This is a genomic window from Pseudomonas sp. ACN8 (genome assembly GCF_002303925.1).
In the GTDB taxonomy this organism is placed as follows: Bacteria; Pseudomonadota; Gammaproteobacteria; order Pseudomonadales; family Pseudomonadaceae; genus Aquipseudomonas.
This window is the reverse complement of the sequence record NZ_MRCS01000011.1, coordinates 84,344-111,246: the sequence shown is the minus strand read 5'-3', so window position 1 is coordinate 111,246 and position 26,903 is coordinate 84,344. Positions and strand designations below refer to the sequence as shown.

At 60.5% G+C, this 26,903-nt stretch carries 23 protein-coding genes; 14 read left to right on the top strand and 9 right to left on the bottom strand.

Annotation, left to right across the window (positions count from 1 at the left end; translation table 11 throughout):
* Positions 1 to 5: 5 nt before the first annotated feature.
* The 7 genes from BSF44_RS08565 to BSF44_RS08535 all read right to left on the bottom strand — a co-directional run bounded on the left by BSF44_RS08565 (position 6) and on the right by BSF44_RS08535 (position 8,381).
* Positions 6 to 1,016, bottom strand: a complete 1,011-nt coding sequence (locus BSF44_RS08565) for a chemotaxis response regulator protein-glutamate methylesterase (RefSeq protein WP_095943130.1) — start codon at positions 1,014 to 1,016, stop codon at positions 6 to 8.
* A complete protein-coding gene (locus tag BSF44_RS08560; RefSeq protein ID WP_095943129.1) occupies positions 1,013 to 3,292 on the bottom strand; it encodes a hybrid sensor histidine kinase/response regulator in 2,280 nt (759 codons plus the stop codon). Before BSF44_RS08560 ends, BSF44_RS08565 begins: the two co-directional genes overlap by 4 nt.
* Complete coding sequence (locus tag BSF44_RS08555; RefSeq protein WP_095943128.1) at positions 3,289 to 3,969, bottom strand: chemotaxis protein CheW; 681 nt, start codon at positions 3,967 to 3,969, stop codon at positions 3,289 to 3,291. Before BSF44_RS08555 ends, BSF44_RS08560 begins: the two co-directional genes overlap by 4 nt.
* Positions 3,966 to 5,243, bottom strand: coding sequence for a protein-glutamate O-methyltransferase CheR (locus BSF44_RS08550; protein WP_095943127.1), 1,278 nt, complete (start codon positions 5,241 to 5,243; stop codon positions 3,966 to 3,968). Before BSF44_RS08550 ends, BSF44_RS08555 begins: the two co-directional genes overlap by 4 nt.
* Positions 5,240 to 5,776 carry a chemotaxis protein CheW gene (locus BSF44_RS08545; protein ID WP_095943126.1) on the bottom strand — a complete coding sequence of 179 codons (537 nt, stop codon included), beginning with the start codon at positions 5,774 to 5,776 and terminating at the stop codon, positions 5,240 to 5,242. Before BSF44_RS08545 ends, BSF44_RS08550 begins: the two co-directional genes overlap by 4 nt.
* Positions 5,776 to 7,398 carry a methyl-accepting chemotaxis protein gene (locus BSF44_RS08540; RefSeq protein WP_095943125.1) on the bottom strand — a complete coding sequence of 541 codons (1,623 nt, stop codon included), beginning with the start codon at positions 7,396 to 7,398 and terminating at the stop codon, positions 5,776 to 5,778. The genes BSF44_RS08545 and BSF44_RS08540 overlap by 1 nt, the downstream gene beginning before the upstream one ends.
* A gap of 290 nt (positions 7,399 to 7,688) precedes the next feature.
* Positions 7,689 to 8,381 carry a tellurite resistance TerB family protein gene (locus tag BSF44_RS08535; RefSeq protein ID WP_095943124.1) on the bottom strand — a complete coding sequence of 231 codons (693 nt, stop codon included), beginning with the start codon at positions 8,379 to 8,381 and terminating at the stop codon, positions 7,689 to 7,691.
* A gap of 186 nt (positions 8,382 to 8,567) precedes the next feature.
* Here BSF44_RS08535 and BSF44_RS08530 point away from each other — a divergent pair, with 186 nt between their 5' ends.
* The 8 genes from BSF44_RS08530 to BSF44_RS08495 all read left to right on the top strand — a co-directional run bounded on the left by BSF44_RS08530 (position 8,568) and on the right by BSF44_RS08495 (position 18,616).
* Positions 8,568 to 9,482, top strand: a complete 915-nt coding sequence (locus tag BSF44_RS08530) for a LysR family transcriptional regulator (RefSeq protein ID WP_007975056.1) — start codon at positions 8,568 to 8,570, stop codon at positions 9,480 to 9,482.
* A gap of 105 nt (positions 9,483 to 9,587) precedes the next feature.
* Positions 9,588 to 11,087, top strand: a complete 1,500-nt coding sequence (locus BSF44_RS08525) for a gamma-aminobutyraldehyde dehydrogenase (protein ID WP_095943123.1) — start codon at positions 9,588 to 9,590, stop codon at positions 11,085 to 11,087.
* Between the two features lie 84 nt (positions 11,088 to 11,171).
* Complete coding sequence (ydcS, locus tag BSF44_RS08520) at positions 11,172 to 12,323, top strand: putative ABC transporter substrate-binding protein YdcS (RefSeq protein ID WP_095943122.1); 1,152 nt, start codon at positions 11,172 to 11,174, stop codon at positions 12,321 to 12,323.
* 217 nt (positions 12,324 to 12,540) lie between these two features.
* Positions 12,541 to 13,578 (top strand): ABC transporter ATP-binding protein, encoded by a 1,038-nt coding sequence (locus BSF44_RS08515; RefSeq protein ID WP_095943121.1) that lies wholly within the window; start codon positions 12,541 to 12,543, stop codon positions 13,576 to 13,578.
* A 1-nt stretch (position 13,579) separates the two neighbouring features.
* Positions 13,580 to 14,527: an ABC transporter permease gene (locus BSF44_RS08510; RefSeq protein ID WP_095943120.1), complete on the top strand. Its 948-nt coding sequence runs from the start codon at positions 13,580 to 13,582 to the stop codon at positions 14,525 to 14,527.
* Positions 14,517 to 15,326, top strand: coding sequence for an ABC transporter permease (locus tag BSF44_RS08505; protein ID WP_015093712.1), 810 nt, complete (start codon positions 14,517 to 14,519; stop codon positions 15,324 to 15,326). The genes BSF44_RS08510 and BSF44_RS08505 overlap by 11 nt, the downstream gene beginning before the upstream one ends.
* 166 nt (positions 15,327 to 15,492) lie before the next feature.
* Positions 15,493 to 16,917 (top strand): gamma-aminobutyraldehyde dehydrogenase, encoded by a 1,425-nt coding sequence (locus tag BSF44_RS08500; protein WP_095943160.1) that lies wholly within the window; start codon positions 15,493 to 15,495, stop codon positions 16,915 to 16,917.
* Between the two features lie 214 nt (positions 16,918 to 17,131).
* Positions 17,132 to 18,616 (top strand): APC family permease, encoded by a 1,485-nt coding sequence (locus tag BSF44_RS08495; RefSeq protein WP_095943119.1) that lies wholly within the window; start codon positions 17,132 to 17,134, stop codon positions 18,614 to 18,616.
* Between the two features lie 225 nt (positions 18,617 to 18,841).
* Here the strand turns inward: BSF44_RS08495 and BSF44_RS08490 are convergent, their stop codons facing one another.
* Positions 18,842 to 19,879, bottom strand: a complete 1,038-nt coding sequence (locus BSF44_RS08490; protein ID WP_095943118.1) for a type II toxin-antitoxin system PemK/MazF family toxin — start codon at positions 19,877 to 19,879, stop codon at positions 18,842 to 18,844.
* Between the two features lie 551 nt (positions 19,880 to 20,430).
* Between BSF44_RS08490 and BSF44_RS08485 the strand changes: the two genes are divergently transcribed.
* Positions 20,431 to 20,943 carry a Bro-N domain-containing protein gene (locus tag BSF44_RS08485; RefSeq protein WP_095943117.1) on the top strand — a complete coding sequence of 171 codons (513 nt, stop codon included), beginning with the start codon at positions 20,431 to 20,433 and terminating at the stop codon, positions 20,941 to 20,943.
* A 63-nt stretch (positions 20,944 to 21,006) separates the two neighbouring features.
* Here BSF44_RS08485 and BSF44_RS08480 read toward each other — a convergent pair whose 3' ends face one another.
* Complete coding sequence (locus BSF44_RS08480; RefSeq protein ID WP_095943116.1) at positions 21,007 to 21,192, bottom strand: hypothetical protein; 186 nt, start codon at positions 21,190 to 21,192, stop codon at positions 21,007 to 21,009.
* Positions 21,193 to 21,610: 418 nt separating this feature from the next.
* On the opposite strand from BSF44_RS08480, the gene BSF44_RS08475 reads away from it, so the two are divergent.
* From BSF44_RS08475 to BSF44_RS08455, 5 genes are all read left to right on the top strand, one after another.
* Entirely contained in the window at positions 21,611 to 23,239 is a 1,629-nt protein-coding gene (locus BSF44_RS08475) for a glucan biosynthesis protein D (protein ID WP_095943115.1), read from the top strand.
* 277 nt (positions 23,240 to 23,516) lie between these two features.
* On the top strand, positions 23,517 to 24,431 hold the full coding sequence (locus BSF44_RS08470) for a glutamate/aspartate ABC transporter substrate-binding protein (RefSeq protein ID WP_095943159.1): 915 nt from the start codon (positions 23,517 to 23,519) through the stop codon (positions 24,429 to 24,431).
* Between the two features lie 194 nt (positions 24,432 to 24,625).
* The gene (locus BSF44_RS08465; RefSeq protein WP_095943114.1) at positions 24,626 to 25,372 is read left to right on the top strand and encodes an amino acid ABC transporter permease; all 747 of its coding nucleotides are present in this window, start codon (positions 24,626 to 24,628) and stop codon (positions 25,370 to 25,372) included.
* On the top strand, positions 25,372 to 26,043 hold the full coding sequence (locus BSF44_RS08460; RefSeq protein WP_095943113.1) for an amino acid ABC transporter permease: 672 nt from the start codon (positions 25,372 to 25,374) through the stop codon (positions 26,041 to 26,043). The genes BSF44_RS08465 and BSF44_RS08460 overlap by 1 nt, the downstream gene beginning before the upstream one ends.
* Complete coding sequence (locus BSF44_RS08455; RefSeq protein ID WP_056721096.1) at positions 26,040 to 26,774, top strand: amino acid ABC transporter ATP-binding protein; 735 nt, start codon at positions 26,040 to 26,042, stop codon at positions 26,772 to 26,774. Before BSF44_RS08460 ends, BSF44_RS08455 begins: the two co-directional genes overlap by 4 nt.
* Positions 26,775 to 26,903 lie beyond the last annotated feature (129 nt).

Sequence of the window (26,903 nt, the reverse complement as noted above, 5' to 3'; positions counted from 1 at the left end):
TGTGCTCATTTGGCGAAAATCTCCAGCAATCGTGGCGCTATCTTGTCCAGCGGGCGAATCTCCACGGCAGCGTCGATGGCCGCGGCCGCCTTCGGCATGCCATATACCGCACTGCTGCTTTGGTCCTGTGCGATGGTCAGGTAGCCCTGTTCGCGCATGAGTTTAAGCCCTTGGGCGCCATCACGCCCCATGCCGGTTAGCAAAACGCCTACGGCGTCGCCATTCCAGTAACTGGCCACACTCTCGAAGAACACATCGATGGAGGGCCGGTAGATCTCGTTGACCGGCTCGGCGGTGTAAGCCAGCGTGCCGTTTTTCAGCAAGCGAATATGATGATTGGTGCCGGCCAGCAACACCGCGCCACTTTGCGGCGGTTCGCCTTCCTGGGCCAGGCGCACGTCGAGGCCGCTGGCGCTGCCGAGCCACTCGGCCATGCCGGCGGCAAACACCTGGTCAACGTGCTGCACCAGCACGATGGCCGGAGAGAAATCACGCGGCAGTCCCTTGAGCAAGATCTCCAGCGCTGCCGGCCCGCCGGCGGATGAGCCAATGGCGATCAGGCTCTGGCGCGAGCCGGAACTTCGCACGGGTGTCGGCGCCAAGCGCGGGCGGTTACCCTTGTCGCCGATCAGCCAGACGATGTTCAAGATCTTGCGCAGCAACGGCGCGGCCGCTTCCTGGGCATTGCCGGCGCCGAGGGCCGGGGTGTCGACCACGTCCAGCGCACCGTGCCCCATGGCCTCGAACACCCGGTGCACGTTCTGCTGGCGATCCACGGTGACGATGACGATGGCACACGGGGTCTCGGCCATGATCCGCCGCGTGGCCTCGACGCCATCCATCACCGGCATGATCAGGTCCATCAGAATCAGGTCCGGCGTGTTCAGCGCGCACTGGCGCACCGCCTCGGCGCCATTGCCGGCGACCCAGACCACCTCGTGGGCCGGCTCGAATGCCAGGGCGCGACGCAGGGCCTCCACCGCCATGGGCATGTCATTGACGATTGCGATCCTCATGCTCGTGCTCCTCCGATGAGCTCGACCACTGCATCGAGCAAGGCGTCGTCATGAAAACTGGCCTTGGCTAGATAATAGTCGGCCCCGGCATCCAGTCCACGGCGCCGGTCCTCTTCACGATCCTTGTAGGACACCACCATCACCGGCAGCGATTGCAGTCGATTGTCCCGACGCAGCAGCGTGACCAGTTCGATGCCGTCCATGCGCGGCATATCAATGTCGGTAATCAGCAGGTCGAAATCCTCCGAACGCAGCGCGTTCCAGCCGTCCATGCCGTCCACCGCAACCGCCACGTCATAGCCGCGATTGAGCAACAGTTTGCGCTGCAACTCTCGCACGGTCAGGGAATCATCCACCACCAGAATCCGTTTGCGGACCGCCTCGACCATCTGATTGCTGTGACGGGCAATACGCTCCAGACGCCCGGTATTGAGCAATTTCTCCACCGAACGCAGCATGTCTTCGACATCGACGATCAGCACCACCGAACCGTCGTCGAGCAGGGCCCCGGCGGAAATGTCCTGCACCTTGCCCAGACGCTCATCCAGCGGCAGCACCACCAAGGTGCGCTCACCGATAAACCGTTCCACCGCCACCCCGTAGATCGCATCGCGCTCGCGAATCACCACGACTTTCAGGGTTTGCCCGCTGTTCTGGCTGGCCGGACGTTGCAGCAACTGACTGGCCGCCACCAGGCCGACATGCCGGCCTTCGTGCCAGAAATGCTGGCGGCCTTCGACCTGCACGATATCCGCCGGCTCCAGGTCGCACATACGCTCGATATGGGCCAGCGGGAAGGCATAGGCTTCGTCGCCGACGTCCACCACGAGGCTGCGCACCACCGACAGGGTCAGCGGTACCTCAAGGTGGAAACGACTGCCCTCGCCCGCCGCCTGCTCCAGCACCACCGCGCCGCGCAACTGCCGGACCATGTGCTGCACCGCATCCAGGCCGACGCCGCGACCGGACACCTCGGTGACTGTGTCGCGCAGACTGAAACCGGGCAGGAACAGGAACGTCAGCAACTCCTCTTCACTCAACTGAGCAGCGGTTTGCGCGGGCGACAAACTTCGTTCAACAATGCTGCGACGGACCTTTTCCAGGTCCACGCCGTTGCCGTCATCGCTCAATTCGAGCACCAGCAAACCGGCCTGATGAGAAGCGCGCAGTCGAATCAAACCTTCAGCCGGCTTGCCCGCCAGCAGGCGCTGCTCCGGGGTTTCGATGCCGTGGTCGACCGCATTGCGCAACAGGTGAGTCAGCGGTGCTTCGAGCTTTTCCAGTACGTCGCGATCGACCTGGGTTTTTTCGCCTTCAATTTCCAGCCGCACCTGTTTGCCCAGATCGCGCCCCAGATCCCGGACCATCCGCACCTGCCCGGTCAGCACATCTGCAAACGGCCGCATGCGACAGGCCAACGCCGTGTCGTACAACACCTGTGCCCGCTGGCTGGCATGCCAGGCGAACTCATCGAGTTCGGCGTTCTTTTCCATGAGCAGTTGCTGGGATTGCGCGAGCAATCGTCGCGCATCCTCAAGGGTCTCCTGAGCCTCCAGGCTCAAGACGTGATCCTTGAGATGCACATTGAGATTCTCCAGTGCGCGCAGGCTGTTGCTCTGCATGCGCTTGAGTCGCTGCATGGTCGCCAGGTGCGGTTTGAGCCGCAGGGTTTCCACCAGGGATTTACTCGACAGATCGAGCAGGCTGTTCAGGCGCTCGGCGGTGACACGCAGTACACGTTCGCCGTTTTCGGTGGTGCGCTTGGACTTGCTTGGGGCTGGCGCCGATGGCGGTTCGACTGCAGGCGCCGGCGGCTCGACCTTGGGCGCGGGTGCCTCGAGTTGTAGCTCGGCCATCACCGGTGCAACAGCCGCAACCAGGAAGGCCGCTGGGTCCAGCAACCGCGCCATCAATACCACATAGGCGTCGATGTCCGCGGCCCCCGGCGTGCTGTTCGGCGTGGCGATGCGCATCAGCAAATCGGTGCCTTGCAGCAACGCATCGATGTGCTCGGGGCGCAGCAACAGGCGGCCTTCCTGGGCACTGACCAGGCAATCTTCCATCACATGGGAGACGCTGACCCCGGCGTCGACACCGACGATCCGCGCCGCACCCTTGAGCGAGTGCGCGGCACGCATGCACGATTCAAGTTGATCGGCCTGGGTCGGGTCGCGTTCAAGCGCCAGCAGGCCGGCGCTCAAGACCTGGGTCTGGGCTTCGGCCTCCAGGCTGAACAGCTCCAGCAGAGAGGCGTCGCGCATTTGCTCGGGGGTCATGTGAGGCTCCGGGTCACGGCGGACAGCAGCTGTTCTTCATCCAGCCAACGCAGGCTGCGACCTTTGAATTGCAACACGCCACGGGTGTATTTGGCGCTGGCCTGAGCACCCGAGCGCGATGCGGCATCGAGGGTGCGCTCGTCGATGGCGTGAATCCCGTCGACTTCGTCCACCGGCACCACCACCGGCCCGCCGTGGGCCGCGATGATCAGCATGCGCGGCATGACCCGTGCACCGGTGGCCATGCTGCTGGCGCCGTCGAGCCCGAGCAGTTCCACCAGCGACAGACAGGCGACCAGTGCGCCGCGCACATTCGCCACGCCGAGCAAGGCCCGGGAACGTTGATGCGGCAAAGAGTGAATCGCTTGCAGCGGCGCCACCTCGACCAGGCTACGGGTCGCGAGCCCCAGCCACTCTTCACCCAGACGGAACATCAACAGCGAGCGGGTTTTCACCTCGCTCTCGACCGTGACGGACACGGTCCCGCGGTCTTCCTGCTGCAACGCATAGCGATCGAGCAAGCGTGTGGCGGCCGCCGAATACACAGCACAATTGCGGCAATGAATATGCTCGCCGAGCAGTGGGCAGGACTTGTCGCCGTGGATACCGATGCGATTCCAGCAATCGTCGATGGCCTGGGCATCCCGGGTGACGCTGAAGGTGTCGGAGGCGATCATCGTTTACGCTCACTGTCGGCGGCGCGTGCGCTGCGGGCGGCACGCTCCTGTAATCGTCTGGCTCCCATCGCGTCGCCCTGGGCCTGCAGCAAACCGGCCAGGTGCATCAACGCTTCGGGATGTTGCGGTTCGAGGTACAACGCCTTGCGGTAAAAACCCTGGGCTTCAAGGGTATTGCCGGCCACATCGCTGAGCAGTCCCAGCCAATAAAAGACCTGGGCCACCGGCTCATGGCTGCGCAAGTAGCTTTCACACGCCGCTCGCGCCTCGGCGCTTTTGCCTTCATCGGCCAGCACGGCGATATTGGCCAGCAGCGCGGCAGTGTCGGAGCCGGGGCCGGAGGTTGCAGGCGCAGGCCGCAGCGGCGCAACCTGGGCAAACGAACGGCTGCGCACTGGCGCAGGCGGTGGATTGCGCAGCGGTTGCGGCACTGGCAACGGCGCTGGAACGAACGCCGGCAAGGGGTCAGGGTCCGCAGCCCCCTGTCGACTGAACGCAAAGGACTGCGCGATACCGATCGAACGCATCCCCAAACGCCCCAGCAGACTGCCTTCGGCCGGTCCGATAAACAGCACGCCGTCAACGTGGGTCAGGCACTTGAGCACTTCGAAGACTTGCTTCTGGGTCGGCTGGTCGAAATAGATCAGCAGGTTGCGACAAAACACGAAATCGAAGGGCGGCTCACCGGCCAGCAAGGCCGGGTCCAGCAGGTTGCCGACCTGCAGTCGCACTTGCTCGAGCACCCGCTGATCGAGGCGATAGCTCTCGCCTTCGACGATGAAATGACGGTCGCGAAACGCAATCTCGTCACCCCGAAAGGAATTCTTGCCGTACAACGCCCGCCGGGCTTTTTCCACTGACAACGGGCTGACGTCCAGGCCATCGACCTTGAACTGGTGCGGTTTGAGCCCGGCATCGAGCAACGCCATGGCGATCGAGTACGGTTCTTCGCCGGTGGAGCACGGCAGGCTGAGAATTCGCAGTGCGCGCAGGTTGTTGATCTCGGCCAGACGCTTGCCCGCCAGTTTCGCCAGGGTGACGAAGGATTCCGGATAGCGGTAGAACCAGGTTTCCGGAACGATCACCGCTTCGATCAATGCCTGCTGCTCGTCCCGCGAGCCCTGCAGGGTGCGCCAATATTCATCGGCCGACACTGCTTGCGAAACGATGCTGCGCTGGCGCACCGCTCGCTCGATGATCGCAGGCCCTACCGAGGTTACGTCCAGTCCGATAGTTTCCTTGAGGAAGTCGAAAAAACGCTGGTCGCTGTTCATGGCCGCTCCTGCAGCAGCGCCGGATCCATTGGCGGCGAGGGAAACAACAAGGCGCGCACCTGATCGTCCAGCAGATCGCCGACCCGTACCCATTGCAGCAAACCCTGTTCGTCCTTGCGGACGGGCCCGAGGTAAGGCGTCTGGCGATTGTCCAGGCCGTAGGGCTGAAAATCCGCCGGATCGCAGCGCAAGGTGTCAGTCGCCTGTTCCAGAATCAACCCGAGTAGCTGCGACTCGGAGGATTCATCCGGGTGATAGTTGACCAGCACCAGTCGCGTGCTGGTACGGGCCTGTGCAGGCGTACCAAAGGTCAGTGCGCTCAAGTCGATCACCGGCACTACGGTGCCCCGATAGGCGAACACCCCGGCGACCCAGGCGGGGGCATGGGGGATGGGCTTCAAGGGCAGACGCGGCAACACTTCAGCCACTTCGACAGCCTTCAAGGCATAGCGCTCGTTGCCGATGCGAAACACCAGAAACAAGGCATGCAGCGCCTGCGTCACGACAGAGCGTTTGGCCGTGATTTCGCTCATCAGACTTTGAATCGCGAAACGCCGCTGCGCAGCCCGACGGCCACCTGGCTCAGCTCATCGATGGCGAAACTGGCCTGGCGCAGAGACTCGACCGTCTGGCTGCTGGCATCGCCCAACTGCACCAGCGCATGGTTGATCTGCTCCGCGCCCGTGGCCTGGGCCTGCATGCCTTCGTTGACCATCAACACCCGCGGCGCCAACGCCTGAACCTGATGGATGATCTGCGACAACTGCTCGCCGATTTGCTGCACCTCGGACATGCCGCGGCGCACTTCTTCAGAGAACTTGTCCATGCCCATCACCCCGGCCGACACCGCCGACTGGATCTCGCGCACCATTTGTTCGATGTCGTAGGTGGCCACCGCCGTCTGGTCCGCCAGACGCCGCACTTCGGTGGCGACCACGGCAAAACCGCGTCCGTATTCCCCGGCCTTCTCGGCCTCGATGGCGGCGTTGAGCGACAACAGGTTGGTCTGGTCGGCAACCTTGACGATGGTCACCACCACCTGATTGATGTTGCCGGCCTTCTCGTTGAGGATCGCCAGCTTGGCGTTGACCAGATCGGCCGCGCCCATCACCGAGTGCATGGTTTCCTCCATGCGCGCCAGGCCCTGTTGTCCGGAGCCGGCGGCCACTGAAGCCTGATCGGCGGCGGTGGAGACCTCGGTCATGGTGCGCACCAGATCCCGGGAAGTGGCGGCGATCTCACGGGAGGTCGCGCCGATTTCCGTGGTGGTGGCGGCAGTTTCGGTGGCGGTGGCTTGTTGCTGCTTGGATGTCGCGGCGATCTCGGTCACCGACGTAGTCACCTGCACCGACGACCGCTGGGCCTGGGACACCAGAGAAGTGAGCTCGGTCATCATGTCGTTGAAACCGGTCTCTACCGCGCCGAATTCGTCCTTGCGCTCCAGATTCAGGCGGCTGCTGAGGTCGCCAGTGCGCATGATTTCGAGGATTCTCACGATGCGGTTCATCGGCGCCATGATCGCGCGCATCAACAAAAGACCACACAACCCGGCACTAATGACTGCGACCAGCAACGAAATGACCATGATCAGCTTCGCCATCGCTACCGATGAAATGATCGAGTCAGTGGCCGCCTCAGCCGCCTCCCTGTTGAACTCAATGAGTTCATCCAGCTGTTTGCGGCCGGCAGCCCATGCCGGGGTCATCTGTTCGGCGAGGATGCGACGGGCCTGTTCGAAGTCCTTTTGCTGGTAGGCATCGAGCACCTCTTCGAGCAGCTTGTCATATTGATCGTGCAGCTTTTCAAACGCCTCGAACCTTGCCTGATCATCTTTCTCGAAGATGGTGCCCTGGTAGCTGGCCATCGCGCGTTGCAGCCGTTCCTCAATACCCTGGTACATCTCCTTGTCAGCCTGGGTCAGGCCTCGACCACCCCCCAGCCCGACCAGTTGCTGGGTCAGCACGTAATCATCGACCCAGGCACCGCGAATCAGGGAGCTGTAGTGAATCCCGGGAACACTGTCCGAGCGCACAACGCTCTCACTGGACTCAATCGACAATAAACGGGAATACGACACGACCACCATCAGCAACATGATGGTGATAATCACCGCAAAGCTCGCCAAAATGCGTTGGCGCAACGTCCAGTTCTTCACAGTCAATCCTCGGGCCTGATTCGAAATGCGGGGAGTATAGCCGAGGGCGGTGTTTCATTTATAAGACGGATGCGCGCCACTTCGCATCCCGTTGAAAAAAGGCGGGATGGGCTCAGGGTTGGGACTGTCCGCTAATGGAGGGGATGGGTGCCAGGGGTGATTGGGCAGAAAGGGGCCGTGCAATGGCCATTGGGGCGGTGGGGCGGCTGAAAACGCCATCGCGAGCAGGCTCGCTCCCACATTTGACTTCTTTGTGGGAGCGAGCTTGCTCGCGATAACGGATTGAAGGTTTACAGGGAAGCCTGGCGAACCTGCTTCTCCAGCTCGGCTTTCAACCCCGGCTCGAGCTTGAGCTGGCGCGCCAGCTCATCGAGGTAGGCCTTCTCCATGAAGTTTTCCTCGTCCACCATCATCACGCTGGCGATGTACATCTCGGCGGCGATTTCCGGGGAGCGGGCGGCGCGGGCGACATCGCTCGGGTCCAGCGGCTTGTTGAGCTCGGCGTGCAGCCAGTGTTGCAGCTCCTGGTCGCTGTCGAGGCGGGTGAATTCACCTTCGATCAAGGCACGCTCGCGCTCATCGACATGGCCGTCAGCCTTGGCCGCGGCCACCAGCGCCTTGAGAATCGCCTGACTGTGCAGCTCGACTTGCGCGGCCGGCACGCGGTCCAGGGTTTGCGGTTCCGTACCGGCCGCGCCGCCCTGCTGCGCTTGCCAGTTGCCGTAGGCTTTATAAGCCAGTACGCCCAACGCGGCGAGACCGCCGTAGACCGCGACCTTGCCCCCGACTTTACGGGCCTTTTTGCTGCCGAGCAGCAAGCCCATGGCGCCGGCCGCCAATGCCCCGCCACTCGCGCCGGAAAGCAAACTGCCGAGGGCACCGTTGCCACCGCTCGCGCCCTTTTGCTGTGAGCTGCCGGCCTTGTTCTGCAACAGGTCCTGGCCGGACTTGAGTAGTTGATCGAGCAATCCACGGGTGTTCATTTACCGCCTCCACAAGACGTTTAACCTTAAACCAGGACCACCAGCCTAAAACGAAAGTGCCCACGCCCCGTGGGCGAGAGTGCTTCCAGATGTTGCATTGCGCGTATTGCCGCTCGAACCTGACTATCAGAAAAAACGATATACACTCTGGCCAATCGATAAAAACAGCCCACCGGGTGCTTTCCCATGATGACCTTGCGTCAGATCCGTCACTTCATCGCCGTGGCCGAGACCGGCTCGATTTCGGCCGCCGCGCAAACCGCGTTCATTTCCCAGTCGACGTTGACCCTGGCGATCCAGCAACTGGAAGAGGAAATCGGCGTCAGCCTGTTCAGCCGCCACGCCAAAGGCATGACCCTGACCCACCAGGGGCATCAATTCCTGCGTCAGGCGCACTTGATCCTGGCTACCGTGGATAACGCCAAGCGCAGCCTGCAACAGAGCACCGACCAGGTCGCCGGGCAATTGATCGTCGGTGTAACCAGCCTGGTGGCCGGTTATTACCTGGCGGATCTGCTCACCCGCTTCCAGCGCGCCTACCCCAACGTGGAAATCCGCGTAATGGAGGATGAGCGCCCGTACATTGAGCATTTGCTGGTCAGCGGCGAAATCGATGTCGGCGTGTTGATCCTCTCCAATCTCGAAGACCGCCACGCTTTGCAGACCGAAGTGCTGACCCACTCGCCGCACCGACTATGGCTGCCGGCCCAGCACCCGTTGCTGGAACACGACAGCATCAACCTCGCCGACGTGGCCCGCGAGCCATTGATTCAACTGAACGTCGATGAAATGGACCGCAACGCCCAGCGCATGTGGTCGGCAGCCTCCCTGCAACCGCGCATCACCCTGCGCACAGCTTCGACCGAAGCGGTGCGAAGCCTGGTGGCCGCCGGATTGGGCGTATCGATCCAGCCCGACATGACCTATCGCCCGTGGTCACTGGAGGGCGACATCATCGAAGCGCGACCGATCGCCGACCTCAGCCAGACCCTGGATGTCGGCCTGGCCTGGCGTCGCGGCACCGCGCGGCCGGCACTGGTAGACCCCTTCCTTACGGTCGCTCGCGAACAACCCCACGGCGGGCGCAAGCCATCTATTTAATCGAACGCCACCTTCAGTATTTAGTATTTGTTGTCCTCGGGTCCGCGAACTAGTCTTGTTGCATCTAATAAAGACGGCCGGGCCCCAGTCACAGGGAGCGCTGCCATGTCTACACAACAAGCCACACAAAAAACGAGAACCCGAAAAATGGCTGGCGCGCAGACCCCGTTGTTCACCGCACTGTTGATCGATGGTGAACTGGTCGCCGGGCAAGGCTTTGTCGAGCCGATCCTCAACCCGGCCACCGGCGAAGTCCTGACGCAGATCGCCGAAGCCAGCACCGAGCAAGTCGAAGCCGCCATCCTCGCCGCCCACCGCGCCTTTGCCAACTGGTCGCGGACCACGCCACAGCAACGCTCGAACCTGCTGCTGGAGATCGCCAACACCATCGAAAAAAACGCCGACCTGCTGGCCCGCCTCGAATCCATGAACTGCGGCAAGCCACTGCACCTGGCCCGCCAGGACGACTTGAGCGCCACGGTCGACGTGTTCCGCTTCTTCGCCGGTGCCGTGCGTTGCCAGACCGGCCAGCTCAGCGGCGAATACCTGCCGGGCTACACCAGCATGGTCCGGCGCGATCCTATCGGGGTCGTGGCGTCGATCGCGCCGTGGAACTACCCGATCATGATGGCCGCGTGGAAGATCGCCCCGGCCCTCGCCGCCGGCAACACCCTGGTGTTCAAGCCGTCGGAACACACGCCGTTGTCGATCCTGGCCCTGGCCCCGGCACTCGCCGAAATCCTGCCACGGGGTGTGATCAACATCGTTTGCGGTGGCGGCGAAGGCGTTGGCAGCCATTTGGTCAGCCATCCAAAAGTGCGCATGGTGTCGCTAACCGGCGATATCGTCACCGGCCAGAAGATTCTTCAGGCCGCATCGAAAACACTCAAGCGTACCCACCTCGAACTCGGCGGCAAGGCCCCGGTGATCGTCTGCAACGATGCCGACATTCAGGCCGTGGTCGAAGGCGTACGCACCTACGGCTATTACAACGCCGGCCAGGATTGCACCGCCGCTTGCCGCATTTATGCCCAGGCCGGGATTCATGACCGCCTGGTGGCCGAGCTCGGCGCGGCGGTCAGCAGCCTGCGCTTCGCCGGTAAACGCGACGCCGACAACGAAATCGGCCCGCTGATCAGCACCCGCCAGCGTGACCGCGTGGCCAGTTTTGTCGAGCGTGCCCTCGGCCAGCCGCACATCGAGCGGGTGACCGGCGCGGCGGTGCATTCCGGCGCCGGCTTCTATTACCAGCCGACCCTGCTCGCCGGTTGCAAGCAAAGTGACGAGATCGTCCAGCGCGAAGTGTTCGGGCCGGTGGTCACCGTGACCCGCTTCGATGAGCTGGAACAAGCGGTGGACTGGGCCAACGATTCTGAATACGGCCTGGCTTCGTCGGTCTGGACCCAGAATCTCGACAAGGCCATGCAGGTCGCGGCGCGCTTGCAGTACGGCTGCACCTGGATCAACAGCCATTTCATGCTGGTCAGCGAAATGCCCCATGGCGGCCTGAAACGCTCGGGCTACGGCAAAGACCTGTCCAGCGATTCGCTTCAGGACTACAGCGTGGTGCGGCACATCATGGCCCGCCATGGCGAGCATCTCTGACTACGCTAATAACAAGCCACCAACGGCGCGCTTCACCACGTTCAAGACACTGCCCCGACCATAATTAAAGAAGAGGGAATTCCCATGTCCGTGCACAAGACCGCACTGCTCAGTGCAATCACCACCGCGCTGCTGGCCAGCGCCAGTGTCCAGGCCGCCGAGCCGCTCAAAGCTGTCGGGGCGGGCGAAGGCCAACTGGATATTGTGGCCTGGCCTGGCTACATCGAACGTGGCGAGAGTGACAAGGCCTACGACTGGGTAACCGGTTTCGAGAAGGAAACCGGCTGCAAGGTCAACGTCAAGACCGCTGCCACCTCCGATGAAATGGTCAGCCTGATGGCCAAGGGCGGCTACGACCTGGTCACGGCGTCCGGCGACGCGTCCCTGCGCCTGATCGTCGGCAAGCGTGTGCAACCGATCAACACCGCGTTGATCCCGAACTGGAAAAACCTCGACCCGCGCCTCAAGGATGGACCCTGGTACGTGGTCAACAAGCAGACCTACGGCGCCCCGTATCAGTGGGGCCCGAACGTGTTGATGTACAACACCAACGTGTTCAAGACCCCGCCCACCAGCTGGGGCGTGCTGTTCAATGCGGAAAACCTGCCGGACGGCAAGCCGAACAAGGGCCGCGTGCAGGCCTATGACGGCCCGATCTACATCGCCGACGCGGCGCTGTATCTGAAGACCGCCAAGCCGGAACTGGGCATCCAGAACCCCTATGAACTGACCGAAGCCCAGTACAAGGCCGTACTCGACCTGCTGCGCGCCCAGCAGCCGTTGATCCACCGCTACTGGCACGACACCACTGTGCAAATGAGCGACTTCAAGAACGAAGGCGTAGTCGCCTCCGGTGCGTGGCCATATCAGGTCAACGGCCTGATGAACGAGAAGCAGCCAATCGCCTCGACCATCCCGAAAGAAGGCGCTACCGGTTGGGCCGACACCACCATGCTGCACGCCGAGGCCAAGCACCCGAACTGCGCCTACAAATGGATGGACTGGTCGCTGCAACCGAAAGTCCAGGGTGACGTCGCGGCGTGGTTCGGCTCGCTGCCAGCGGTTCCGGCGGCGTGCCAGGGCAGTGAATTGCTCGGCGCCGAAGGCTGCAAGACCAACGGTTTCGACCAGTTCGACAAGATCGCCTTCTGGAAAACTCCACAGGCTGAAGGCGGCAAGTTCGTGCCGTACAGCCGCTGGACCCAGGATTACATCGCGATCATGGGCGGTAGATAACCCGCCCCACCCTGTAGGAGCGAGCCTGCTCGCGATGGCGGAGTGTCAGTCGACAACGATTCTGACTGTTCCGCCCTCATCGCGAGCAGGCTCACTCCTACAGTTGATCAGCGCCGTTGCCACTATCGTGCTCGGCCCACCGATAAAAGATGTTCGTTTTTTCAGAAGTCCAGGCAGGGCCGCTGCGACGGCCTTCGCCTTTTTGGAGCACCGCACCATGACGCTTGCAGTCCAGTTCACCAACGTCTCCCGTCAGTTCGGCGAAGTGAAAGCCGTCGACCGGGTTTCCATCGACATCCAGGACGGCGAGTTCTTCTCCATGCTGGGGCCGTCCGGCTCGGGCAAGACCACCTGTTTGCGCCTGATCGCCGGTTTTGAACAACCGAGCGCAGGCTCCATCCGTATTCATGGCGAAGAGGCCGCCGGCCTGCCGCCGTACCAGCGTGACGTGAACACCGTGTTCCAGGATTACGCGCTGTTCCCGCACATGAACGTTCGCGATAACGTCGCCTACGGCTTGAAAGTCAAAGGCATCGGCAAGGTCGAACGCCTCAAGCGCGCCCAGGAATCCCTGGAGATGGTCGCCCTCGGCGGCTATGGCGAGCGCAAGCCGGTGCAGCTCTCCGGAGGCCAACGCCAGCGTGTGGCCCTGGCCCGTGCCTTGGTCAACCGTCCTCGCGTACTGTTGCTCGACGAACCCCTCGGCGCCCTCGACCTGAAGTTGCGCGAGCAAATGCAGGGCGAACTGAAGAAGCTGCAACGCCAGCTCGGCATCACCTTCATTTTCGTCACCCACGACCAGACCGAAGCGTTGTCGATGTCCGACCGGGTGGCGGTGTTCAATAAGGGGCGCATCGAACAGGTCGATAGCCCGCGCAACCTGTACATGAAACCGGCCACCACCTTCGTGGCGGAATTCGTCGGCACCTCCAACGTGATTCGCGGTGATCTGGCCAAGCAGCTCAGTGGCCATCCGCAGCCGTTCTCGATTCGTCCGGAACACGTGCGCTTCGCCGAAGGCCCGCTGGCCAGTCACGAGATCGAAGTCAGCGGTTTGCTGCACGACATCCAGTACCAGGGCAGCGCCACCCGCTATGAACTGAAACTGGAAAACGGCCAGACCCTGAACATCAGCCAGGCCAACATCCAGTGGATCGACAGCAGCGCGCAACACCAGACCGGGCAGCGCCTCAGCGCACGCTGGGCGCGGGAAGCGATGGTCCAGTTGCACGATACCCTTGCAGGCGGGGTGTGAGATGAACACCCTGGCTATTTCTCAAACCTCGTCAGGCGGCTCGCCGTTGCGCAGGTTTTCCAACCTGTTGTATCGCCGGCCGAACCTGTACCTGTCGATGCTGCTGGTGCCGCCGTTGCTGTGGTTCGGCGCGATCTACCTGGGCTCATTGCTGGTGCTGCTGTGGCAAGGCTTCTACACCTTCGATGACTTCACCATGGCGGTCACACCCGACCTGACCCTGGCGAACTTCACCGCGCTGTTCCAGCCGTCGAACTTCGACATCATCCTGCGCACCCTGGGCATGGCGGTCGTCGTGTCGATGGCCAGCGCCGTCATCGCGTTCCCGATTGCCTACTACATGGCGCGCTACACCACCGGCAAGACCAAGGCGTTTTTCTACATCGCGGTGATGATGCCGATGTGGGCCAGTTACATCGTCAAGGCCTACGCCTGGACGCTGCTGTTGGCCAAGGGCGGCGTGGCGCAGTGGTTCGTGCAGCACCTGGGACTGGAACCGGTCCTGCAGTTCGTGCTGGGGATTCCTGGCGTCGGCGGCAGCACCTTGTCGACCTCGCACCTGGGGCGCTTCATGGTGTTCGTCTACATCTGGCTGCCGTTCATGATCCTGCCGATCCAGGCCTCGCTGGAACGCCTGCCGCCCTCGCTGCTGCAAGCCTCCGCCGACCTCGGTGCCAAGCCGCGCCAGACCTTCACGCAAGTGATTCTGCCGCTGTCGGTCCCGGGCATTGCCGCAGGCTCGATCTTCACCTTCTCGCTGACCCTGGGCGACTTCATCGTGCCGCAACTGGTCGGCCCGCCCGGCTACTTCGTCGGCAGCATGGTGTATGCCCAGCAAGGCGCGATCGGCAACATGCCAATGGCCGCGGCCTTCACCCTGGTGCCGATCGTGCTGATCGCCATCTACCTGTCCATCGTCAAACGACTGGGGGCCTTCGATGCACTCTGAGAAAGCTTCTTTGGGCCTGCGCATCGCAGCCTGGGGCGGGCTGGTGTTTCTGCACTTCCCGATCCTGATCATCTTCCTGTACGCCTTCAACACCGAAGACGCGGCGTTCAGTTTTCCACCCAAGGGTTTCACCTGGAAGTGGATCGGCGTGGCGTTCTCGCGCCCGGACGTGCTGGAAGCCATCAAGCTGTCGTTGCAGATCGCCTCGATTGCCACCCTGATCGCCATGGTCCTTGGCACATTGGCTTCGGCCGCGTTGTATCGCCGGGATTTCTTCGGCAAGCAAGGCATCTCGCTGATGCTGATCCTGCCGATTGCCCTGCCGGGGATCATCACCGGGATCGCGCTGCTGGCGACCTTCAAGACACTGGGCATCGAACCGGGGATGTTCACCATCATCGTCGGCCACGCGACCTTCTGCGTGGTGATCGTCTACAACAACGTCATCGCCCGTTTGCGCCGTACCTCCCACAGTTTGATCGAAGCCTCGATGGACCTCGGTGCCGACGGCTGGCAGACCTTCCGCTACATCATCCTGCCGAACCTCGGCTCGGCGTTGCTGGCCGGCGGCATGCTGGCGTTTGCCCTGTCGTTCGACGAAATCATCGTCACCACCTTCACCGCCGGCCATGAACGCACCCTGCCGTTGTGGCTGCTCAACCAGCTCAGCCGCCCACGGGACGTGCCGGTGACCAACGTCGTGGCGATGCTGGTGATGATCGTGACCATGCTGCCGATTCTTGGTGCCTATTACCTGACGCGGGGTGGTGAGAGTGTGGCGGGCAGTGGTGGGAAGTAACCGACAACCAACATCCCCTGTAGGAGCGAGCCTGCTCGCGATGGACGTGAACGAAGACGCGTTCAGTCTGGTTCAACGCGGTGTGTTTGAGACCATCGCGAGCAGGCTCGCTCCTACAGGGGGCCGGTTCAAGCAGAACAATAAAAGTGTTAGTGAGGACAAAGCCATGCAAACCAAACTCTTGATCAACGGCCAACTGCTCGACGGCGAAGGCCCCGCCCAACCCGTCTTCAACCCGGCTTTGGGTCGTGTGCTGGTGGAAATCAACGAAGCCAGCGAGGCCCAGGTCGATGCCGCCGTACGCGCTGCCGACGCCGCGTTCGACAGCTGGTCGCAAACCCCGCCGAAAGAGCGTTCACGGCTGCTGCTCAAACTCGCCGATGTCATCGAGGCCCACGGCGAAGAGCTGGCCAAACTGGAATCGGACAACTGCGGCAAACCCTACAGCGCCGCACTGAACGACGAGATCCCGGCGATTGCCGACGTGTTCCGTTTCTTCGCCGGCGCCAGCCGCTGCATGAGCGGTTCAGCCGGTGGCGAGTACCTGCCGGGGCACACCTCGATGATCCGCCGCGACCCGGTGGGCGTGATCGCTTCCATCGCACCGTGGAACTACCCGCTGATGATGGTCGCCTGGAAAATCGCCCCGGCCCTGGCCGCCGGTAATACTGTGGTACTCAAGCCGTCGGAACAAACCCCGCTGACCGCCCTGCGTCTGGCCGAACTGGCGTCGGAGATTTTCCCGGCCGGTGTACTCAACCTGGTGTTCGGCCGTGGTCCTACCGTCGGCAGTCCACTGGTGACCCACCCGAAAGTGCGCATGGTGTCGCTGACCGGTTCGATCGCCACCGGTTCGAACATCATTTCCAGCACCGCCGACAGCGTCAAACGCATGCACATGGAACTGGGCGGCAAGGCCCCGGTGATCATCTTCGACGACGCCGACATCGATGCCGCCGTCGAAGGCATCCGCACCTTCGGTTTCTACAACGCAGGCCAGGACTGCACCGCCGCCTGCCGCATCTATGCCCAGGAAGGCATCTACGACAAGTTCGTGGAGAAACTCGGCGCCGCCGTCAGCAGCATCAAGTACGGCTTGCAGGATGATCCGTCGACCGAACTCGGCCCGCTGATCACCGCGCAACACCGCGACCGCGTGACCGGTTTCGTCGAGCGCGCCGTTGCCCAGCCGCACATTCGTTTGATCACTGGCGGCAAGGCGGTTGAGGGCAATGGCTACTTCTTCGAACCGACGGTGTTGGCCGATGCACAACAGGACGACGAAATCGTGCGCCGTGAAGTGTTCGGGCCGGTGGTCTCGGTGACTAAATTCAGCGATGAAACACAGGTGCTGGGCTGGGCCAACGATTCGGACTACGGCCTGGCCTCCTCCGTGTGGACCGCCGACGTCGGCCGCGCTCATCGCCTGTCGGCGCGTTTGCAGTACGGCTGCACCTGGGTCAATACGCACTTCATGCTGGTCAGCGAAATGCCTCACGGAGGTCAGAAACTGTCCGGCTATGGCAAGGACATGTCCATGTACGGGCTTGAGGACTACACCGTCGTTCGGCATGTGATGTTCAAGCACTAAAAGCATCGCCAGCAGGCTGGCTCCCACAGTTTGGAATGCATTTCCCTGTGGGAGCCAGCCTGCTGGCGATTGCGTCACCCCGGCTTCAAGGTAGAAACCGGCACTAAGCACCATCAGGAATTCAAAATAATAACCACCGATCCTGGCGGCGCTGCAAATGCCCCGCCACGGTTTCGGACATCCGAAATCTGCCGATTTTCCGGAGCAATCACACATGAGTGCATCACCCGATCTCTCTGCAGCCCTTGCCGACAGCGATGCCGAGCAACTACGCAAACTGGGTTACACCTCCAACTTCAACCGCAGCATGAGCCTGTGGGAAAACTTCGCCCTGGGCTTCACCTATCTCTCTCCGGTCGTAGGGGTTTATACCCTCTTCGGCCTGTGCCTCGCCGCGGGCGGGCCACCGATGTTCTGGGCCTACTTGCTGGTCGGTTGCGGCCAGTTGCTGGTGTGCCTGATCTTCGGTGAAGTGGTTTCGCAGTTCCCGATTTCCGGCGGTGTGTACCCGTGGGCTCGCCGCTTGGTGGGCAAGCGCTGGGCGTGGATGGTCGGCTGGATCTACTCCATCGCCCTGTGCGTCACCATCGCCGCCGTTGCTGTAGGTGCCGGTCCGTACCTCGCCGCCATGATGGGCTTTGAACCGAGCAACAACACCAACATCATCATCGCTCTGTTCCTGACGTTGTTCGCCACCCTGGTCAACCTCAGCGGCACCAAGGTGCTGGCGCGGATCGCCATGTTCGGCTTCCTCTGCGAACTGGTGGGCGCGGTGATCGTTGGCGTTTACCTGCTGATTTTCGAGCGTCATCAACCCATCAGCGTGTTGTTCAACACCTTCGATATCAGCGTCGACGGCTCGTACCTGCCGGCGTTCCTCACCGCGTCGCTGGCGGGGATGTTCCTGTACTACGGCTTCGAGGCCTGCGGCGACGTGGCCGAAGAAACCCCCAACCCGAGCAAGCAGATCCCGGTGGCCATGCGCATGACCATCTACATCGGCGGCATCGCGGCGATGTTCGCCTGCCTGGCGCTGATCCTGGCCGTGCCGGACATGCAGGCGGTGATCAACGGCACCGACAAGGACCCGGTCACCACCATCCTCAACAACGCCTTCGGCCCGGTCGGTTCGAAAGTGGTGATGGGCGTGGTGATGATTTCCTTCATCTCCTGCGTGATCAGCCTGCAAGCGGCGGCCAGTCGTCTGCTGTATTCCTACGCCCGTGACGAAATGGTCATCGGCAGCCGACTACTGAAAAAAATTTCCCCTACGACTCAGGTTCCAGTTGCCGCACTGTTCGTGTCCGGTGTCCTGCCGGCACTGATCATCATTCTCGGCTTCTTCCTGCAAGACGCGGTCGCCACCATCGTCAGTTTCGCGGCCATCGGCATCTACCTGGCGTTTCAGATGATCGTGCTCGCAGCCCTGTACGCCCGCATGAAGGGCTGGAAACCCAGCGGCAAATTCACCCTCGGCGCCTGGGGCTGGGTGGTGAACGTCGGCGCGCTGGTCTACGGCGTCGGCGCCATCATCAACATGGCCTGGCCACGCACCCCGGACGCCGCGTGGTACATCAACTACGCGATGGTGCTGAGCACTGTCATCGTGATTGGCCTGGGCCTGCTTTACATGTGGATCGCCAAGCCGTATGACCACGGTACGGCACCTGCGGGGGATGCGTGGAAGGTTAGTCGGTAATAGTTCGTTGATCGGACGCGCTGCCCGCAGCGATGCGGGCAGGGTTGAGGTTGCTAAAACAAATTGAGCATTTGAACAGACATAAAAAAACCGCCCCTAAAGGCGGTTTTACTTTCACAGAAGAGGGTATTAACCCTGTCGCCTGGGTAGAGTTCTGCTCTCTTTGCCAGGCCATGTGAGCCAATGATATTAACCGATGAAGGCGGTGTCAATTCGTTTTGCTTGTTAAAAAACAGTGGCCGCGACTTCATTTTCAGCATCCAGATTTCGTTGAAATTCGAGCTCATCCTCATACTCAAGCCCCATTTCCGCCGCCCACCTTTTGGCTAGCTTCTGGACAGCAACAAGCTGCCTCAATGCGGTATTGCGAATGTCCAACGCTGTATTGAGTTGGTCGACGACTTCCTGCAGCTTTTGAGCTTTAAGCTGAGCCTGAAGTAAGTCGTTGTACGGAACATAACCGGAGGCTCCCACGGCGTGAATCAGCGCTGACCTCAGCAACTTGCTCTCGGTGACACTCAGCGCAACAGGGTACTTAACGCTCCTCCCTGTATCCCTCCCGTCGCCGAAATAGCTGATTGGAGGCAAAATTCGTTGGGTCGAAACGCACTCAAGCATGCTGCAAAGCACATAGCTTTCTTTTCCGCTGTTTTGGTAGCGAGGCATTTTGTCCAAGGTAGCCTGTTCCAGCTTGAAGGCTGACCTGTCTTCGACGGCAATAGCTCTTGATGTCACAGGGGCAACCTGAACAAGATTTTTTGATATCACCTTCACAACGACAGCAAGCCTGCGCTTATGCATCTCGGCCTCAAGCAGCGTGTCCATGTACCGCTTGTTGGACTTGCTCGACGCATCTGTGCGTGCGCTTCGCTGCACGAACCCATAGTCCACTTCGACCAGTTTCCCTTGGCGCCCCAGAAGTTTCTGTAGCTTCAAGCTTTTGTCTTTTTTCAGCGTCTGATTCAGAAAAATCTCTTTAGAAACATCCTGTCTTTGAATCAGCACCGAAAAAACAGCGGGCCGCGTAGCCGTGGCGGCGGTCGACTTTATCGATTCGAGTCGCCAAAGGTGATTGCTGTCATTGATGAAGCATTTGGTCAGGAAAACCGGGTGTAGGGCTGTCCCCGGCTTGGAGCGCGGCATCCCTGGAATCAGTGTTTCACGGATATCTTCGTAAATTTCCGTTCCCAGAACGACTTGGCTGGATCCGCCGGTAGTTTTATTGATCACCGTTTCGAGATAACGGACAACGATCGTCTGCATTTGCTTCCCTGACTTGTAGAAAGAACGTTTTTTTCGCTGGACTCTTCTGAAAAAACTCGCGCCTCCCACAAGCGTTTTATAGAAGAAGCACTAGCTGGAAACTCGATCAATGCAGAAAAATCTGCAGTCCATTCTTGAACCCGGAAAAGTTATAGGAAAAATCAGGGGAGCAACGCTATGTCACCTCGGTAGATGCAAAAACAGGAAATTCCTACAGATACAGCCTTCCTGAAAAACCCTCGATTCCTACAACAAGCGTCGCCAGAGTAGACTTGGCGCCGCGAGCGCCTGACCGATAGGCTTTGCTCCGTCGCTGCCTAATCAGCGGCCCGGAGTCGAAGCCGGAACATATCAACATGGCGCATCCGCGCCCCCATATGAGCTGGGGCATTTTTTTGCCTTTCAGTTTCGCGTTATGGCGGGCCGTGTGGCGCGGGCCTCTCGGCTTCCATGTTGATCGAGAACGTTCCGACTTCGAACGCCCCACGGTCCGCCACCCAAATCTGTCGAAGGATTATTGGCGGCTCCTTTCTTCAACATGGAGTCGAAAAATGCACAAGCACACATCACATCCGACTGAAATTCCTTCCTGCTTCATTCCTAATGTCTTCACCCGCCACAACCGTTTCCTCCACGCCTTCATGCAAAACAACCAAGCCTGGTTCTGTGCCCAGGATCTGGGTCGCTTGATGGGCAAACCACTCAATGAACGCCTGACCCTGAAACTCGATCCCGACCAACGTCGCACCGTCTGGCTGCGCAAGGACGGCAAAACAATCGAAACCCTGATGGTCAGCGAATCAGGCATGTACGCCTTGCTGGTTCACCACTTCGTCCCGGAAAACCGCAACCTGCGCCAGTGGTTGAGCAATGAAGTCATACCCTCGTTGCGTGATGCGAAATCAGCGCCTGTGGAAAACCTGCCAAGCCTGAGTTCCTTGAATTGGGCCGGAGTTTCAGTGCCCTTGCTGCATTACCAACATCACGCCTGGATCAAGTGGCGAGACATGCCTGAGTTGATGCAGGTGCAGCGACCCTTCCCAATCGCTGGCACTTGCCGCTGAAGGGATAAATCGAGCTGATAAAAAAGGGACAGACTTCACAGTCCGTCCCTTTGGTTTGCCTTATTAAAACCTCGAAACACTCCTCATCGCATCCACCAGATACCTCATCGCGATCCTGTCGCTCTCCGACAGTTCCCGATAGCGTTCCACCAGTTTCATTTCCTCGCTGTTGAGCCGGCGTCTTCGTCGCACCAGTGCCAGACACGGAAAGATTCCCAACATTTCGGTGATGCCTTGTACTTTCGACATGGACGATGTCCTTCTCTAGACGTCAAAGAAACTGCAAAAAACCGCATCGCCCTATCCCTTTTTCAGCAGCCGCTGGGTGCCCGCTGAACCGCACCGGTCCGAAGGGCATAAACCGGTCATGTGCACAGAATAGAAATATTCCGGGCGCTGAAAAGCGGTTTTTAGAGTAATTAGTCGAAAAAAGCAGAAATGCCCTCTAAATCAGAAACCCCTGTCGGAATTGTTTCCCGACATGTCTTGTTTCATTGCCGAGACGGCGCAGTGCCATCAATCAATTTTGCTCTTCAATCGAACGGTTTAAGCTGTCGGGCATCTGTGTAAAAGTCCGTTGTGTTTGGCCGAAGGCATGTCCGAACCGATATTTCTGATCCAGCACGTGCCAGGAACGGCACGGGATTGTTCACGACAGGTTGTATTTATGCACCGCAGGAACTTGCTCAAAGCCTCCATGGCCATCGCGGCCTACACCGGTTTGTCCGCTACGGGCCTGTTGGCCGCCAAGGCCTGGGCCGCCACCGGTGGCACCGCTGATGGCGAGGCCACCGCGTTCGATTTCGAGGCGCTGAAACTCCAGGCCAAACAGCTCGCCAGCAACCGCTATCAGGACACCAAGCAACAGTTGCCGCCGACCCTGGCGACCATGACGCCGCAGAACTTCAATGCGATCCGCTACGACGGCAATCATTCCTTGTGGAAAGAGCTCAAGGGCCAGCTGGACGTGCAGTTTTTCCACGTTGGCATGGGGTTCAAGCAGCCGGTGCGCATGTACAGCGTCGATCCGAAAACCCGGATGGCCCGCGAGGTGCATTTCCGCCCGTCGCTGTTCAACTATGAAAACACCACGGTCGACACCGCGCAGCTCAAGGGCGACCTGGGTTTCTCCGGCTTCAAGCTGTTCAAGGCCCCGGAACTGGACAAGCACGATGTCGTGTCGTTCCTCGGCGCCAGTTACTTCCGTGCGGTGGACGCCACCGGCCAGTACGGCTTGTCGGCCCGCGGGCTGGCCATCGATACCTACGCCAAGAAGCGCGAAGAATTCCCCGATTTCACCAAGTTCTGGTTCGAGACCCCGGACAAGGACAGCACCCGCTTCGTGGTCTACGCCCTGCTCGACTCGCCGAGCGCCACCGGTGCCTACCGCTTCGATATCGACTGCCAGGCCGAGCGCGTGGTGATGGAGATCGACGCCCACGTCAATGCACGCACCGCCATCGACCAGTTGGGCATTGCGCCGATGACCAGCATGTTCAGTTGCGGCACCCACGAGCGCCGCATGTGCGACACCATTCACCCGCAAATCCATGACTCCGACCGCCTGGCCATGTGGCGCGGCAACGGCGAGTGGATCTGCCGCCCGCTGAACAACCCGGCGACCCTGCAATTCAATGCCTTCGCCGATACCGACCCGAAGGGCTTCGGCCTGGTGCAGACCGACCACGAGTTCGCCAGCTATCAGGACACCGTCGACTGGTACAGCCGTCGCCCGAGCCTGTGGGTTGAACCGACCACCGCATGGGGCGAAGGCTCGGTCGATCTGCTGGAGATCCCGACCACCGGCGAGACCATGGACAACATCGTCGCCTTCTGGACGCCGAAGAAACCTGTGGCTGCAGGGGATTCGCTGAACTACGGCTACAAGTTGTACTGGAGCGCATTGCCGCCAGTCGGAACGCCGTTGGCACGGGTCAACGCGACTCGTTCAGGCATGGGCGGCTTCACCGAAGGCTGGGCGCCGGGCGAACACTATCCGCCGGTGTGGGCGCGGCGCTTTGCCGTGGACTTCACCGGTGGCGGCCTGGACCGCTTGCCCGAAGGTACGGGCATCGAGCCGGTCGTTACCTGCTCGAACGGCGAGGTCAAGGATTTCAGCATCCTGAAGCTCGACGACATCAAGGGCTACCGCATCCTGTTTGACTGGTACCCGACCAATGACAGCGTGGAGCCAGTCGAGCTGCGCCTGTTCATCCGCACCAACGACCGCACCCTGAGTGAAACCTGGTTGTACCAGTACTTCCCGCCTGCGCCGGACAAACGCAAGTACACCTGATGACCGGGTAGCACCCTGCCGCCATTCGGTTTTCCGAACGCGACCTGCGGGTCGGTTCGGTTAACCGGATCATCTCACTGAAATTTCAACGCAAAAAATATTTAATTCCCTTATAAATCAATACGTTGATCAATTGAGACTGGTCTGGCACGAGTCATGCTCTACACTTCTTCGACGAATGTCCTTTGCGCCGACTCTCAATAGCGCTCAGGTGTTTTGCAGCACAAAAGGGCCGATGAACTGGCTCCATAAAAAAAACAATGTCGAGGAAAATTTGATGCGCATCGTTCCCCATATCCTGGGCGCAGCCATTGCTGCCGCTCTGATCAGCACGCCAGTTTTCGCCGCCGAACTCACCGGCACCCTGAAGAAGATCAAAGAGTCCGGCACCATCACCCTGGGCCATCGCGACGCTTCCATCCCGTTTTCCTACATTGCAGACGCTTCCGGCAAACCGGTCGGCTACTCCCACGACATCCAGCTGAAAGTCGTCGAAGCGCTGAAAAAAGACCTGGACATGCCGAACCTGCAGGTCAAGTACAACCTGGTGACTTCGCAAACCCGTATCCCGCTGGTGCAGAACGGCACCGTGGACCTGGAGTGCGGTTCCACCACCAACAACGTCGAGCGTCAGCAGCAGGTTGACTTCTCCGTTGGCATCTTCGAAATCGGTACTCGTCTGCTGTCCAAGAAAGACTCCAAGTACAAGGATTTCCCCGATCTGGCAGGCAAAAACGTCGTGACCACCGCCGGCACCACGTCCGAGCGCATCCTCAAGGCGATGAACGCCGACAAGCAGATGGGCATGAACGTCATCTCCGCCAAAGACCACGGCGAATCCTTCCAGATGCTGGAAACCGGCCGTGCCGTGGCTTTCATGATGGACGACGCCCTGCTGGCCGGTGAAGCAGCCAAGGCCAAGAAGGCCGATGACTGGGCCGTGACCGGCACGCCACAGTCGTACGAAATCTACGGCTGCATGGTGCGTAAAGGCGACGAGCCGTTCAAAAAGGCTGTGGATGACGCCATCAAGGCCACCTACGCATCGGGCGAGATCAACAAGATCTACGAAAAATGGTTCATGCAACCGATCCCGCCAAAAGGCCTGAACCTGAACTTCCCGATGAGCGAAGAACTCAAGGCCCTGATCGCCAAACCGACTGATAAAGCGGCTGACGACAAGAAGTCCTGATTTCTGACTAACCTTATCTCCTGAGAGGGCCCTGGCCCTTTCAGGAGGTGGTCACTTCCTGCTGGCATTTTTTGGAAACACTCGAACCGGTGGCTGTCGAGCCGGGAGCGTGTGCCTGATCGTAAAGGTCGGGCGGGAACGGAGCTTCCCCCAAGCGGGCACTTGTACATCGATTGAACTGAGGGGAGACCCTAATGAATTACAACTGGGACTGGGGCGTGTTCTTCAAGTCCACCGGCGTGGGCAGCGAGACCTATTTCGACTGGTACGTGACCGGCTTGGCCTGGACCATCGGCATCGCCATCGCGGCCTGGATCATTGCCCTGACACTGGGCTCGATCCTGGGCGTCATGCGTACCGTGCCGAACCGCATCGTATCGGGTATCGCCACCTGCTACGTCGAACTCTTCCGTAACGTGCCGCTGCTGGTTCAGCTGTTCATCTGGTACTTCCTGGTACCCGACCTGCTGCCGGCGGACCTGCAAGAGTGGTACAAGCAGGACCTGAACCCGACCACCTCGGCCTTCCTCAGCGTCGTCGTATGCCTGGGCCTGTTCACCACCGCCCGGGTTTGCGAACAGGTGCGCACCGGTATCCAGGCCCTGCCAAAAGGCCAGGAGTCCGCGGCCCGCGCCATGGGTTTCAAGCTGCCACAAATCTACTGGAACGTGCTGCTGCCCCAAGCCTACCGGATCATCATTCCGCCGCTTACCTCGGAGTTCCTGAACGTCTTCAAGAACACCTCCGTGGCCTCGCTGATCGGTTTGATGGAGCTGCTCGCGCAGACCAAGCAGACCGCCGAGTTCTCCGCCAACCTGTTCGAAGCCTTTACCCTGGCAACGCTGATCTACTTCACCCTGAACATGAGCCTGATGTTGCTGATGCGTATGGTCGAGAAGAAAGTCGCCGTACCGGGCCTGATTTCCGTAGGGGGTAAATGATGGAATTCGACTTCTCGGGCATCATCCCGTCCCTGCCGGGCCTGTGGAACGGCATGATCATGACCCTCAAGCTGATGGCCATGGGCGTGATCGGCGGCATCATTCTCGGCACCATCCTTGCCCTGATGCGCCTGTCCCACAACAAAGTGCTGTCGAACATCGCCGGCGCGTACGTCAACTATTTCCGCTCGATCCCCTTGCTGCTGGTGATCACCTGGTTCTACCTGGCGGTACCGTTCGTGCTGCGCTGGATCACTGGCGAAGACACGCCGATCGGTGCGTTCGCATCCTGCATCGTGGCCTTCATGATGTTCGAAGCGGCGTACTTCTGCGAAATCGTCCGCGCCGGTGTGCAGTCGATTCCCAAGGGCCAGATGGGCGCTGCCCAGGCACTGGGCATGACGTACGGGCAGATGATGCGCCTGATCATCCTGCCGCAAGCGTTCCGCAAGATGACACCACTGTTGCTGCAACAGAGCATCATCCTGTTTCAGGACACCTCGCTGGTCTACGCCGTCGGCCTGGTGGACTTCCTCAATGCTTCGCGCGCCAGTGGCGACATCATTGGCCGCTCCAATGAGTTCCTGGTTTTCGCCGGTCTCGTGTACTTCATCATCAGCTTTGCCGCCTCGCAGCTGGTCAAGCGTCTGCAAAAAAGGTTCGCCGTATGATCTCTATCAAAAGCATCAACAAGTGGTATGGGGACTTCCAGGTACTGACTGATTGCAGCACCGAGGTCAAAAAAGGCGAAGTGATCGTGGTGTGCGGGCCGTCCGGTTCCGGCAAGTCGACCCTGATCAAGTGCGTCAACGCCCTGGAACCGTTCCAGAAAGGCGACATCGTGGTCGACGGCACCTCCATCGCCGACCCAAAGACCAACCTGCCGAAACTGCGTTCGCGCGTGGGCATGGTGTTCCAGCACTTCGAGCTGTTCCCGCACCTGACCATCACCGAAAACCTGACCATCGCGCAGATCAAGGTGTTGGGCCGCAGCAAGGAAGAAGCCACCAAGAAAGGCCTGCAACTGCTTGAGCGCGTCGGCCTCTCGGCTCACGCCCACAAGCATCCGGGCCAACTGTCCGGTGGTCAGCAGCAGCGTGTGGCGATTGCCCGTGCGCTGGCGATGGACCCGATCGTCATGCTGTTCGACGAACCGACCTCGGCGCTGGACCCGGAAATGGTCAACGAAGTGCTCGACGTGATGGTGCAACTGGCCCACGAAGGCATGACCATGATGTGCGTGACCCACGAAATGGGCTTCGCCCGTAAAGTGGCCGACCGCGTCATCTTCATGGACGCCGGCAAAATCATCGAAGACTGCAAGAAAGAAGAGTTCTTCGGTGACATCAACGCCCGCGCCGAGCGTACACAGCACTTCCTCAACAAGATTCTGCAGCACTAATACCAACGTAGCTCGCCCCTACCCTGTAGGAGCGAGCTTGCTCGCGATGGTCGTTAACGATGACGCGTTCATCCTGAATGCACGCGTTGTCCTTGAGTTCTTCGCGAGCAAGCTCGCTCCTACAGTCGG

Bases quoted from the DNA above. Each gene is read 5' to 3' on its own strand.
- BSF44_RS08565 (WP_095943130.1), bottom strand. From the start codon at position 1,016: ATGAGGATCGCAATCGTCAATGACATGCCCATGGCGGTGGAGGCCCTG.
- BSF44_RS08560 (WP_095943129.1), bottom strand. From the start codon at position 3,292: ATGACCCCCGAGCAAATGCGCGACGCCTCTCTGCTGGAGCTGTTCAGC.
- BSF44_RS08555 (WP_095943128.1), bottom strand. From the start codon at position 3,969: ATGATCGCCTCCGACACCTTCAGCGTCACCCGGGATGCCCAGGCCATC.
- BSF44_RS08550 (WP_095943127.1), bottom strand. From the start codon at position 5,243: ATGAACAGCGACCAGCGTTTTTTCGACTTCCTCAAGGAAACTATCGGA.
- BSF44_RS08545 (WP_095943126.1), bottom strand. From the start codon at position 5,776: ATGAGCGAAATCACGGCCAAACGCTCTGTCGTGACGCAGGCGCTGCAT.
- BSF44_RS08535 (WP_095943124.1), bottom strand. From the start codon at position 8,381: ATGAACACCCGTGGATTGCTCGATCAACTACTCAAGTCCGGCCAGGAC.
- BSF44_RS08530 (WP_007975056.1), top strand. From the start codon at position 8,568: ATGATGACCTTGCGTCAGATCCGTCACTTCATCGCCGTGGCCGAGACC.
- BSF44_RS08525 (WP_095943123.1), top strand. From the start codon at position 9,588: ATGTCTACACAACAAGCCACACAAAAAACGAGAACCCGAAAAATGGCT.
- ydcS (WP_095943122.1), top strand. From the start codon at position 11,172: ATGTCCGTGCACAAGACCGCACTGCTCAGTGCAATCACCACCGCGCTG.
- BSF44_RS08515 (WP_095943121.1), top strand. From the start codon at position 12,541: ATGACGCTTGCAGTCCAGTTCACCAACGTCTCCCGTCAGTTCGGCGAA.
- BSF44_RS08510 (WP_095943120.1), top strand. From the start codon at position 13,580: ATGAACACCCTGGCTATTTCTCAAACCTCGTCAGGCGGCTCGCCGTTG.
- BSF44_RS08505 (WP_015093712.1), top strand. From the start codon at position 14,517: ATGCACTCTGAGAAAGCTTCTTTGGGCCTGCGCATCGCAGCCTGGGGC.
- BSF44_RS08500 (WP_095943160.1), top strand. From the start codon at position 15,493: ATGCAAACCAAACTCTTGATCAACGGCCAACTGCTCGACGGCGAAGGC.
- BSF44_RS08495 (WP_095943119.1), top strand. From the start codon at position 17,132: ATGAGTGCATCACCCGATCTCTCTGCAGCCCTTGCCGACAGCGATGCC.
- BSF44_RS08490 (WP_095943118.1), bottom strand. From the start codon at position 19,879: ATGCAGACGATCGTTGTCCGTTATCTCGAAACGGTGATCAATAAAACT.
- BSF44_RS08485 (WP_095943117.1), top strand. From the start codon at position 20,431: ATGCACAAGCACACATCACATCCGACTGAAATTCCTTCCTGCTTCATT.
- BSF44_RS08480 (WP_095943116.1), bottom strand. From the start codon at position 21,192: ATGTCGAAAGTACAAGGCATCACCGAAATGTTGGGAATCTTTCCGTGT.
- BSF44_RS08475 (WP_095943115.1), top strand. From the start codon at position 21,611: ATGCACCGCAGGAACTTGCTCAAAGCCTCCATGGCCATCGCGGCCTAC.
- BSF44_RS08470 (WP_095943159.1), top strand. From the start codon at position 23,517: ATGCGCATCGTTCCCCATATCCTGGGCGCAGCCATTGCTGCCGCTCTG.
- BSF44_RS08465 (WP_095943114.1), top strand. From the start codon at position 24,626: ATGAATTACAACTGGGACTGGGGCGTGTTCTTCAAGTCCACCGGCGTG.
- BSF44_RS08460 (WP_095943113.1), top strand. From the start codon at position 25,372: ATGGAATTCGACTTCTCGGGCATCATCCCGTCCCTGCCGGGCCTGTGG.
- BSF44_RS08455 (WP_056721096.1), top strand. From the start codon at position 26,040: ATGATCTCTATCAAAAGCATCAACAAGTGGTATGGGGACTTCCAGGTA.